This is a genomic window from Acinetobacter sedimenti, assembly GCF_022601685.1.
Taxonomy (GTDB): Bacteria; Pseudomonadota; Gammaproteobacteria; order Pseudomonadales; family Moraxellaceae; genus Acinetobacter; species Acinetobacter sedimenti.
In genome coordinates this window covers 13,591-25,520 of record NZ_JAKUML010000005.1, presented here as the reverse complement: position 1 = coordinate 25,520, position 11,930 = coordinate 13,591, and the positions used below count along the sequence as shown (strand labels likewise).

Annotated in this window: 12 protein-coding genes; 1 reads left to right on the top strand and 11 read right to left on the bottom strand. The window is 41.6% G+C overall.

From position 1 onward, the window contains the following. Nucleotides 1-35: 35 nt before the first annotated feature. The 6 genes from aroK to MKI79_RS04035 all read right to left on the bottom strand — a co-directional run bounded on the left by aroK (nt 36) and on the right by MKI79_RS04035 (nt 5,758). Entirely contained in the window at nt 36-584 is a 549-nt protein-coding gene (gene aroK / locus MKI79_RS04060; RefSeq protein WP_274619062.1) for a shikimate kinase AroK, read from the bottom strand. Nucleotides 585-623: 39 nt separating this feature from the next. Beyond that, nucleotides 624-2,783 carry a type IV pilus secretin PilQ gene (gene pilQ / locus MKI79_RS04055; protein WP_407651549.1) on the bottom strand — a complete coding sequence of 720 codons (2,160 nt, stop codon included), beginning with the start codon at nt 2,781-2,783 and terminating at the stop codon, nt 624-626. 62 nt (nt 2,784-2,845) lie between these two features. Continuing rightward, nucleotides 2,846-3,382, bottom strand: a complete 537-nt coding sequence (locus MKI79_RS04050; protein WP_241570790.1) for a pilus assembly protein PilP — start codon at nt 3,380-3,382, stop codon at nt 2,846-2,848. Further along, nucleotides 3,379-4,080, bottom strand: a complete 702-nt coding sequence (locus MKI79_RS04045) for a type IV pilus inner membrane component PilO (RefSeq protein ID WP_241570789.1) — start codon at nt 4,078-4,080, stop codon at nt 3,379-3,381. The genes MKI79_RS04050 and MKI79_RS04045 overlap by 4 nt, the downstream gene beginning before the upstream one ends. Further along, nucleotides 4,077-4,700, bottom strand: a complete 624-nt coding sequence (locus tag MKI79_RS04040; RefSeq protein WP_241570788.1) for a PilN domain-containing protein — start codon at nt 4,698-4,700, stop codon at nt 4,077-4,079. Before MKI79_RS04040 ends, MKI79_RS04045 begins: the two co-directional genes overlap by 4 nt. Further along, nucleotides 4,700-5,758, bottom strand: a complete 1,059-nt coding sequence (locus tag MKI79_RS04035) for a pilus assembly protein PilM (protein ID WP_241570903.1) — start codon at nt 5,756-5,758, stop codon at nt 4,700-4,702. Before MKI79_RS04035 ends, MKI79_RS04040 begins: the two co-directional genes overlap by 1 nt. Before the next feature lie 152 nt (nt 5,759-5,910). Here MKI79_RS04035 and MKI79_RS04030 point away from each other — a divergent pair, with 152 nt between their 5' ends. After that, nucleotides 5,911-8,568, top strand: a complete 2,658-nt coding sequence (locus MKI79_RS04030; protein WP_241570787.1) for a penicillin-binding protein 1A — start codon at nt 5,911-5,913, stop codon at nt 8,566-8,568. 85 nt (nt 8,569-8,653) lie between these two features. Here the strand turns inward: MKI79_RS04030 and MKI79_RS04025 are convergent, their stop codons facing one another. The 5 genes from MKI79_RS04025 to MKI79_RS04005 form a co-directional block, all read right to left on the bottom strand. Then, nucleotides 8,654-9,316 (bottom strand): MlaC/ttg2D family ABC transporter substrate-binding protein, encoded by a 663-nt coding sequence (locus MKI79_RS04025; RefSeq protein ID WP_241570902.1) that lies wholly within the window; start codon nt 9,314-9,316, stop codon nt 8,654-8,656. A gap of 32 nt (nt 9,317-9,348) precedes the next feature. Beyond that, entirely contained in the window at nt 9,349-10,092 is a 744-nt protein-coding gene (locus MKI79_RS04020) for an MlaD family protein (RefSeq protein ID WP_241570786.1), read from the bottom strand. Next, nucleotides 10,092-10,871: a lipid asymmetry maintenance ABC transporter permease subunit MlaE gene (gene mlaE / locus MKI79_RS04015; RefSeq protein WP_241570785.1), complete on the bottom strand. Its 780-nt coding sequence runs from the start codon at nt 10,869-10,871 to the stop codon at nt 10,092-10,094. Before mlaE ends, MKI79_RS04020 begins: the two co-directional genes overlap by 1 nt. Then, nucleotides 10,868-11,677 (bottom strand): ABC transporter ATP-binding protein, encoded by an 810-nt coding sequence (locus tag MKI79_RS04010; protein WP_241570784.1) that lies wholly within the window; start codon nt 11,675-11,677, stop codon nt 10,868-10,870. The genes mlaE and MKI79_RS04010 overlap by 4 nt, the downstream gene beginning before the upstream one ends. Before the next feature lie 86 nt (nt 11,678-11,763). After that, the gene (locus MKI79_RS04005) at nt 11,764-11,910 is read right to left on the bottom strand and encodes a hypothetical protein (RefSeq protein WP_241570783.1); all 147 of its coding nucleotides are present in this window, start codon (nt 11,908-11,910) and stop codon (nt 11,764-11,766) included. Nucleotides 11,911-11,930: the final 20 nt, after the last annotated feature.

Here is an 11,930-nt window from a genome sequence, read left to right as displayed (position 1 = left end):
AATCACTTTCATTTCTAACAATTTAAAACTAAACGCTATGGTAACGGATTTTCAAGAATTAGTTGTAAAATCTTTTGCGCTAAATCACGCGCGGAGCCTTGGTGCGTTTCAACAACAAAATGCGCCACTTCTCGATATAGTGGATCACGCTCTGCTAAAAGGCTTTTTAATTTTTGTTCAGGATTTTCAACTTGTAATAATGGTCGATTACGATCTCTATAAGTGCGCATCAACTGTAGATCAACCGAAGTCATTAAATAAATAGTAATGCCACGATGATGTAGATGCTGACGATTTTCAGGTTGAGTGACTGCACCACCACCTGTAGCAAGGACTAAATTTTTTTTATTGGTTAAGTCAGCAATGACATTTTTTTCACGCAATCGGAAACCAAGCTCACCTTCCTTTTCAAAAATCCAAGGAATGTTGGCACCTGTACGTGCTTCGATCTCATGATCACTATCCATAAAGTCGCGACCCAGCAGTTCTGCTAAGTGGCGACCTATGGTGGTTTTTCCTGCGCCCATCGGACCGACCAAATAAATATTTGGTAAATCCTGCGCATCTTTATGACTACTACTCAACAAACACCTTCAGTGTTGTAAATCGTTATTACATATAGTTTAACGATTTACCGTGCTATTGTCAGTGACTATTCGTGGTGTGACAAAAATCAATAACTCATTGCGGTTATCAATCTTCGATGTAGTTTTAAACAAATTACCCACCACAGGCAGATCACCAAAGAACGGAACTTTAGTCACACTACTACCATTTTCAGTTTCAAATACACCACCAAGCACCACAGTTTCACCGTTATTAATCAATACATTCGTATTGATTTGGTTCACATTGATTGCAACACCATCTGGAGTAATCTCTCCTCGAGTATCTTTAGATATGTTTAATTGCATACCAACCTTTCCATCAGGAGTAATACTCGGCGTTACTTCAAGCAAAAGAACAGCTTCCTCAAAATCTGTTTTCGTTCCTTCCTGAGATACTGTTTGATAAGGAATCTGAACACCTGATTTAATTGTTGCCTTTTGTTTATCAGCTGCTAATACCTTCGGTGTAGACACAATCTCTGTCAACCCATCAGCCTCAGAAGCAGAAAGCTCCAAATCCAACATAAAGTCTGACAAACTAATCAAACCGAACGCAATTTTTCCTGCTGCATTCTCGACACCCAAATCGACATTTAGATTATCAGGCCTTTCAATCGTATACTCATACACCCCAGTATCACGATCTAATTTCGGAGTCTTAAGATCCCATAATGTCTGATCACTACCACCAACTAACAAATCATTGTTTTTAGTGACACCTTGCGACAATATACCCCATTTAACGCCCATTTCTTTACTGAATTGATTCGTAGCACGCACAACCCGCGCTTCAATCATTACCTGTTTTACAGGCACATCAATGAGTTCAATCATTTTGCGAATCTCATCAATTTTTTGCGCTGTGTCATTCACAATCAAAGTGTTAGTCCGAATATCACTAGATACTGATCCTCTTGGAGTAAGCATACTACCTGCAAATTCATTATTTGCTTGATTACTTGTTGCAGAACCATTTAGTGAGTTATTTGAACCTGATGTTCCATTCAATCCACTTCTACTTTTTGCTTCAGTGATTAGTTTTTCAATATCAGCCACTTTCGCATAATTCAGCTTAATATAATCAGTTTGAATTGGTGCAAGCTTAATACTTTGTGCGATTGCTTTCGCCTCTTCCTCTTCCGCTTTGATCAGCTCTGCAACAGGTGCAATCCAAATCACGTTGCCGTTACGACGCTTGTCGAGGTTTTTGCTTTTGAGAATAATATCAAGTGCTTGATCCCAAGGCACATCTTTTAAGCGAATGGTGATTTGGCCTTGCACAGTATCAGCAGCCACCATATTGACATTGGTAAAGTCGGCAAGTAACTGCAATACACGACGCACTTCAATATCTTGGAAGTCTAATGAGATTTTTTTGCCGTTATAGGTTTGTGGTGCACGGATCATCGACACTGATGAATTATCTACAGGACGTTTCACGCTAATGGTCAATTTATCTTCAGCTTGGTACGCCATATACTCATAGCTACCACTTGGCTGAATCACAATAACACCATTACTGCCCTCATTATAAGCATCAATGGTATTCACAGGCGTCGCAAAATCACCAACATTTAAGCGGCGAGCCAAATGTGCAGGTACTTTTGTACCAAGCATCCGTACGACAACCTTACTACCTTGTTGTTGTACATCTACTGGTGAGTGCGCACTACCTAGCTCAATATTCACCAAACCCTCGCCTTGCGCACCACGCTCAAAACCAATATTGGTCAATCCTAGATTTTGTTGAGTAGAAGCTTGTGCAATATTTGATGGCAAAGATACATTTTCACGAACTTCAGGTGCCACTTTGAGAATAAATGTATTGCCCTCGGTACGTGTTGTAAAAGCACCATGATCTTTAAGATTAATCGTTAAGCGAGAGCGCTCAGCATCTTCAAGCACATCTACACTGCCAACTTCTGTAGTATTAACAGCAACATTGCTCCCAACAGAATTCGTCGCACCCTCAAAGTCAAGAATTAAACGAGATGGCGACTCCAATTGATACGCTTTTGGCTGTACTGGCAAGCCATTAAACATCACTCGAAGTTCTGTACCTTGATCAGCCGTCGACATTGGTACAACCTGTGTAATTGCCACTTGAGCACTAACAACTTGAACCACCCCGTATGCCACAGCGGACATTGCAAATCTTTTCATGGTGAGTTGCATATTCATTACAGACCCCATTTCACCCACTAATTTCATTATATTCATTTCTTAATCTTCCCTTATCAAGTTTCACCATGCAAAATCAAAGTACGCGGACGCTCAATAAAGCCATCCTGTCCGTCTGGCACTATTTCTAATAGTGAGATTTGATTTGGATTAATAGCAATAATACGACCATGGTTTTTACCCATATAACTTCCAATTTGCACCTTCTCAATCTCTCCTGCTGGAGATTGAATGAGAGCGACAATACGACCAGAAGCATTTGTCATTGTCCCTTTCATCAACAACTCTTCAAGCGTGTACTCTTCAAGAGGTTGTGTTGGTCGAGCCAAATTTGGATAAACGCGCTTCCCTGCCATGACCCGAAGCTCACGTGCAATACTGGTCGGGACAAATGGACTCTTTGTGCCAAAACTTGAATAAGAATAACTTGGCACAGGGGTAAATACTGGCGGTGGCTCAATCGGCAACGGTGTTGCATTGCGAATTTCGTCCATTTTAGTGTGTACTTCATCGACACGTGACTCACAACCAGCCAAGGCGAGTATCGATGCAACAACTAATGTTGATTTAATCAGAGCGCTTTGATTTCTCATTTTTTCAGCTCCTCATTTTTTTCATCCGCAATTTCAAGCTCAGACATGTAGCGATAGGTTTTCGCCTTAGCTTCCATCTTCAGCTGTGGCACTTCACTACCTGCACCTTTTTCAGTGCTTACCGTGAAGTCATGCAAAGTCACAATACGAGGCAATGCCGCAACAGAACTTACAAAAGCGCCCATGCTGTGGTAATTACCATGAACTTGCATATCGATTGGTAATTCAATAAAGATCTCTTGTTTCACTTCAGGTTGTAGCTTAATGTTTTTAAACTCAAGACCTGAAGACACACCCGCCATATTGATATCTTCAACCAAGCCTGGAATTTCAGTCTCTTTCGGAAGTTGCTCAAGCTGTTGATTGAATTGCACTTCCATTAATTCCACTTGCTGTTTGTATTGCAACAAGTTACGCAGTTTCGAATCTTTATCACGAAACTCATTGAGCAGATTCGCTTCTTGCGCTTCAGCATTGGCAATATCTTCACGAACGCCCTTAATCGCTAGAAAGTATGCTGCAATTAATATCAACAGCAGAATAAACACATATACCGTCACTTTAACCGATGTTGGCCAAGCGCCGATATTCTCCATATCCATTTGTTGTAGCTGTTGAACATATCGTTCAAAAGAAAAGCCTTTTTTCTTGGTTGGCTCAAACTCATCCATTTGATTTACATTATTATCTAAACTCATGGCGACACCTTCATTTCTTCAGGCATGGTATCCGTCGATACTGTGCTGTATTCATCCAAGTCCACAGTCACATCAAACACGCCATAAGCATCTTCTTCACGTGGGAGCACTGCACCTTGTTGTACTGGCTTAGCTTCCACCGCCTCAAAAGAGTTCATAAATGCATTTCTAAACCAGGGTGATGCATCTAGGTTCCGCAAAAAGTCTGAGACCACATTTGGATCTTGCGCCTTACCTTTTAATGTAAATTTATTTTCTTTACGAGAAAACTCCGTCACATACATATTTGATGGCGTAAGTTTTGCCAACTCATCAAAGACATGCACAATTACAGGACGCACACCTTGCAAGTCTTGAATCAGCTTCATACGCTCAACAATCTGCTCTTTACGCTCTTGCAAGCCATCCAGTTCTTTTAACTGACGATCTAATTGTTGATTGGCAGCCACTACGGTCTGATTGGCATCATTTTGATCTTGCAATTGATTGTTAAAAAACAACCAAATCAATCCCGACAACACTACCCCAAGCAATGCAACAGCACCGCTAATTGCAAAAAATTCTTTTTTTCGCTGCTCTCGAAGCGCTTCACGCCATGGCAGCAGGTTTATTTTAGCCATTAATCAAAACTCCTTAACGCCAAGCCACATGCCACCAACAATGATGACGCATTACGTTCTATTTTTTTTGCGTCAACTTGAGGCGCATACCCCATTCTTAAAAACGGATTCGCTAGGGTTACACGGTAGCCCAAGTTATCTTGTAAAAGTTTCGACAACCCAGGAATTTGCGCACCACCACCTGCAAGTAAGAGGTGATCGATTTCAGAATATTGTGACGATGAAAAGAAGAATTGTAATGAACGCGCGGCTTGTTGTGCTAACCCATCCATAAACGGATAAAGCACTTCAGTTTCATAATCATCAGGCAAATTACGTTCTTCCTTGGCATACATAGCTTCTTCCAAGCCAAGCCCATAACGCTGCTGAATTTCATGTGTTAGCTGTTTGCCACCAAAGCTTTGCTCACGACTATAAATAACTTCGCCTTGATTCAAAACTGTAAGCGTAGTTTGCGAATGACCTATATCCAATACGCCAACCAACTTCGTTCCAATCGGCAAACTATCTGAAAGCAAAGCATATGCTCGCTCCAATGCATAAGAGTCGACATCCATGACCTTCGGCTTTAATCCAGCCAACTCAATCACTTCAGAGCGATTTTCAACATTTTCACTACGAGTTGCAACTAACAGGACATCAACACGATTAGGATTTTTTTCATTAATTCTAATAATTTCAAAATCTAGACTAACTTCATCTAATGGGTACGGAATATATTGTTCTGCATCCATACGGATCTGAACCTCACGTTCATCATCCCCCATGTCAGCATCCATTTCGATGACTTTGGTGATAACCGTAACTGTAGGTACAGCAGCAGCAACTTCCTTGGTACTTGGATTCGCAAGATTATAGACACGCTCTAAAATTTCACCCACATTTTCCGCTTGCATGATGTTTTTATCCAACACATCATTCTCAGCCAAAGGCAGTGTCCCAAACGCTTCAACTTGATACTTTCCATCTTTACGACCAAGCTGAATAAGCTTTACAGAAGTAGAACCAATGTCTACACCTATAACACCCCTTGATGATTTAGAATTTAGCTTCAACACCATTCTATTCCCTATTGTTTTTTATCCCCATGTTGGATTATGCACTATTTTTTTTACAGTGAGTAGCATTTTGTTACTAACAATATTGAGAGCTAACAGCTATACTTACTATGTTCCAACATACCCCAATTACCCATTAAAACCTACTTATTATGAAAATGCTATCCTCTCAGGGAAAGATTCATCCTTTTTTTGCAATCTTGATTTTAATCCTGCTTGTTATCCCGATGGCATTCTATGGCATGTATCTTTATATTGCGCCATCGCTTCCAAATATGAGTAGCTTGCAAAAAGCCCCACTGGAAAAACCACTGCAGATTTATACCAAAGATGACGTACTCATTGCAGAATTTGGCGATCGACTTTCGATTCCTGTGAAGTATGAAGATATTCCACAAGATATGATTTATGCATTTCTTGCTGCAGAAGATTCAGCATTTTTTGAACACAGTGGCGTGAGTTTAAAAGGACTTGGCCGTGCTGTCAGCGAAACCGTCAGTGGCGCATCACAAACTGGTGGCTCAACCATTACGATGCAGGTGGCTAAAAATTATTACTTATCTCCTGAACGCACACTGCGTCGTAAATTGACTGAGATTTTTTTAGCACGAAAAATTGAACAAAATCTAACTAAAGAAGAAATCCTCACTTTATATGTCAATAAAATTTTCTTAGGAAAAAACGCTTACGGTATTCAAGCCGCTGCACGAATTTATTACAACAAAAGCTTAGAACAACTTACTCTGGCTGAAAAAGCCATGATTGCTGGCTTACCCAAAGCACCCTCAAAATACAATCCAGTTGCCAATCCTGAACGTGCTCTTGAACGACGCAACTGGATTTTAGGACGTATGTTGCAACTCGGTTATATCAACCAAAAGCAATACGAGATTGCAATTGCCGAGCCGATTCGACTCAAGCTCCTAGATCGAAAAGTTCAAACCAAATATCCTTATCTTGCAGAACTGACTCGCCGTGAATTGGTAGATCGCTTTGGCAAACATGTCATTAACTCAGGATTTAAAGTCTATACCACTGTCACGAGCTACCGCCAAGAAACAGCCGAAGAAGCTGTCCGAGATGGACTAGAAGCTTATGATCGCCGTCATGGCTGGCGTGGTGCGGAAGCGCATGACAAACCATTAAAAGACTTTTTTATCGTCGGCGACATGCACCCTGCCCAAGTTATTAAAGTGAATAATAGTAGCTTTGAAGCAATGCTCAAAGATGGCAAAACGGTCACGATCCCTTGGTCTGGTATGAATTGGGTGCGCCTATATCGTAATGCCAACAATCCAGGACCCGCCGCAGGAAATGCTTCGCAAATCGTCAAAGTCAATGATATTGTTCGACTTCGCCCTAATGCGGATAAAAGCGCTTGGCGCTTAACACAGATTCCAAAAGTACAAGGGCAGTTGGTGGCGATCAACCCAAACAATGGCGCACTCGAAGCCGTCGTTGGTGGCTATAATTTTTATTATTCAAAATTCAACCGCGCAACCCAAGGCTGGCGTCAACCAGGATCTACCATTAAGCCTTTCGTATATGCGCTTGCACTTGAACGCGGCATGACACCATACACGATGGTAGACGACAACCCAATTCGCATTGGAAAATGGTCTCCTCGCAACTCAGATGGTCGTTACCTCGGACGTATTACTTTGCGCCGTGCTTTATACCTCTCTCGAAATACGGTTTCTGTCAGATTGCTACAAAATGTAGGCATTGAGCGCACACGCCAATTTTTGATGGATATTGGTCTACATGATGATCAAATTCCACGCAACTATACTATCGCTCTTGGTACACCACAGGTCTTACCGCTTCAAATGGCAACAGGCTATGCAGCGTTTGCTAATGGTGGCTATCGAGTACAGCCCTATTTTATTGACCGTATTGAAGACGTTTTTGGTGAAACAATATTTAAGGCAGATCCTGCATACGCATGTATCAGCTGTGTTTCTGATTCATCGGGCACAAAAGCGGAAGTAGAGGTCGACGAGAATAATCTCGTTGCAGAAGAAGTTACTGAGATCACCAATGATTCATCTGGTAAAATTACCAATAATCAAACGATTGTACCAACCACCACACAAAGTAATCAATTTACAGGTCAATATCGCCAAGCCGATCGTATTTTAAAATCAAGCTCAGCTTTTGATATGGCTAACATTTTACGTGATGTTATCCAACATGGTACTGGACGTGCAGCGTTACGCATTGGTCGAAGTGATTTGGGCGGGAAAACTGGTACCACCAATGATGCAAAAGATGCTTGGTTTGCAGGATTTAATGGTAACTTAGTTGCTGTCGCATGGGTTGGCTTTGATGCTCCAAGCACATTAGGACGTCGTGAATACGGTGGCGTTGCTGCACTACCGATTTGGATCAACTTTATGGCAGGTGCTTTGAAAAATGAGCCACACGCATGGGTGAAATTAGATAAAAACGCAGATGACACAGTTAGCGAATTATTCGATCAAACTGGAAATCTTGCAGAAGCACGTCGTCAGCAACGTGAAACACCACCGCTTGCTCGACCACTTTATCGTCCTGCACCGCAAACCACGTTAGATTCATTAATTGCACGCTTTCAACAAGACTTCCAAGACGATGTGACAGATCAACCACTGACTACAGAAAGTGACGCACCTCCTGCGCTAAATTTACCGAATACACCAATTCAAGCACCGTCAACGCAAGCAACACCGCCAAATAACTCAGGTAATGCTTCGCCATCAACTAGCACGCCTGCTCCACAACAAAATAACGGCAATAACGCTCAAGCAAATCCAAATAGTATCTTCTAATCAGGATTTAATTTTCCCTCAAACAGTAAAAAGCCCATTCATATGAATGGGCTTTTTAATATCAATCGCTTATTTGACGCTTAGCTTATTTACTACCTGCTTCTGCATCTGGTTTAAAGCTCGCAATCGCTTTATCAATATTGCCACCGTTTTGCTGTACGTTTGCTTTAAACTGGTCACGGAAAGTCAACGCCATATCAATACCACTTACATTGATGTTGCGGATTTTCCATTGATTATTTTTGTCGATCAACTGGAAGCTTACTGGAATCTTATTGCCATTATTGGCTTTAAAATCCATTGTGACTACAGGATATTTTGCACCAGTATTACGATATGGACGCAATGTATAACCTTCATTATTATACTGCGCCAAACCTTTGGCATAGGTCTTAATTACGCTATCACGGAAGTTTTTGGTAAAACGACCACGTTGCTCTGCCGTACTGTATTGATTTGAATAGTATTGCCCCATCACTAGACGAGAAAAACCTTGCACATCAACATGTGGTTCAATATTTTGCGCCACGATTTTGTTGATCACAGTATTATTATTAAGGTTTGCTTTGTTTTGCTTCAGCTCAACAATTAGCTTATCAGAAATACGTTTTACGAAGTCTGATGGTGCTTCTGATGGTGCAGCAAAAGCCATTGAACTCGCCATCATACCTGCGAGTGACAAACTTAATGTCGCTGTTTTTATTGTCATTGCTTTTGCTGTAACTGCTTCTTTAGCAACTGCTTTCATGAAAGTCATGTTCATTCACTCCTAACTATTCATCACTCATCGATAAATGATGGTTCATCTTGACTCGTTGTCGGCTCAGTAGCCGCTTGATTATTTGATTGACTCGCAGTTGCTTCAACTGCTGTATCCTCACTTACCACATCTTCACTTGAACTCTCTGTGCTAGTAGACTTCGACTGTGAAGAGCCTGTAATAAACTTATTCACCAAGTCTTCAATTTCAACAGTACCTTGAGTTTGTGTTTCAGGGAAACTGCCACCTTGTGGGATATAGGTAAATGCACCACCTGGCTCAATCTTGAGATACTTCTCACCGATAATGCCGTTGGTTGCGACCTTTATATAAGCATCTTGATCGATAGTCGTGATGTTCTTCATGTTATCAATAAGTTGCTTTTCCATTACCTTTTGTTGCTCAGGTGATGCTTCTGTATAGTCATAGCTATATTTCAGATCTTCCATCGCATTGGCTTCAACTTGCTTAAATTGTTCAGCATTAAAGGTGGTGAGTGATTTATCCATCGCAATGGTCACGACTGCGCGATGTGATAATGGATCAAGTTCAATCTTGCTGACTTGCCCAACTTTAACACCACTAATAGTCACCTTGGCACGTTCTTTCAAGCCACTAATATTGTCGATCTTGGCACTCAGGTTGTAGCTTTCACCCATGGTGCTCCCTGCCAAACCACTGACACGCATCGCCAATAAAAATAATGCTGCTGCAAATAAAATTACAAATATTCCAACGGCCAGTTCAACTGTACGTGTTTTCATCATAAACCTCCGAACATGACCGCAGTCAACACAAAATCAAATCCTAAAACACAGAGCGACGAATACACTACTGTACGTGTCATCGCTGTTGCAATTCCTTCAGGTGTCGGCTCGCAAGCATAACCTTGATAGACTGCAATCCACGTACAAATCACTGCAAACACAATGCTCTTGATAATAGTGCCATTAAAGACATCTTTCCAAAACACCACAGAGGACTGCATGCTATTCCAAAATGAGCCTTCATCCGAGCCCAAGAAATCTACACCAACAAATTTTCCACCCAAAATACCAACGGCAGCAAAAATCACGGTCAACATCGGCAAGCTAAAAATACCTGCCCAAAGACGTGGTGAAACGATTTGCTTTAATGGATCAACACCGATCATTTCCATACTGGCAAGCTGTTCAGTTTGCTTCATTGAGCCAATTTCTGCAGTCAATGCCGAACCTGCACGACCTGCAAATAATAATGCAGCAACTACAGGGGCAAGCTCACGAAGTAAAGTCAACGCCACCGCTGTACCAAGCATGGCTTCGCTACCAAAGGTGACTAAGATACTGTACATCTGCAAACCAAGCACTGCACCGATGAATAAACCAGAAACCGTAATGATCAATAAAGACAATACGCCAACACGGTACATCTGATAAATAAATAGCTTTACGCCTTTCCAAGTTGGTAAAGACATCAGCACTTGGATCAACATCATCGCTGCATAGCCGATACCTTGCACTCGACCGATCAAGCGACGACCTAAAGTCGCAACTGCGTTCATTGCGCACCTCCAAGTTTGATGGTATCAGGCATACGACTAAACTGATAATCCACAGGACCTTCAACTGAACCTGTTAAGAACTGCTGTACAAAAGGTGATGAATGGTGTCGCAACTGTTCCGCTGTACCCTCACCTTGCACTTTTCCCTCAGCAACTACGTAGATATAATCCGCAATTGACAAGGTTTCTTCGACATCATGCGACACGATGATCGTAGTCAAATCCAACGCTTCACTTAAAGAGCGAATAAGTCTCGTCAATACACCCATCACGATCGGATCTTGTCCTGCGAATGGTTCATCATACATAATCAGCTCAGGATCAAGCGCAATCGCTCTTGCCAATGCCACACGACGATTCATACCACCTGAAAGCTCTGACGGCATCAAATATTCTGCACCACGCAGTCCAACCGACTCGAGCTTTTGCGATATTCGATCTTGGATCGCTGATTCAGACATTTGACGGTGTGCACGAATAGGGAAAGCGACATTTTCAAACACGGTCATGTCTGTAAATAATGCACCACTTTGAAAAAGCATGCCCATACGAGCACGTGCATCAAACAATTCCTTGCGTGACATTTTGGCAATATCCTGCCCATCAAGCAAAATCTGACCTTGATCAGGTTTAAGCTGTCCGCCAATCAATCTTAATAAAGTGGTTTTACCTGTACCTGATGGCCCCATAATCGCAGTAATTTTGCCACGAGCGATCTGCATATCGATACCATCATAGATCACTCGATCGCCACGTTGAAAGCTCAGGTTTTTTACTTCGATCAATGCCACATCATTCGCTGGCATAGATGACTCCATATATTTTTTATCCTTGAGGAAAGTGGTGATTCTACAGAAATATAGCCAAATTAGCGTTATAGTTTTGCTAAAAATTAATCTTTAAATTCAGTATCTGTTTCTTTTACAGTATCTATCGTGTGGGCGTGCATGGATGCAGTCGACTGATGCGACTGTTTATAGACTTGTGCACCCAAAAAGAGTGCATTAATCATCACCAAAAATACGAATAAATATGGCACAAGCCAACCCATCACCAATA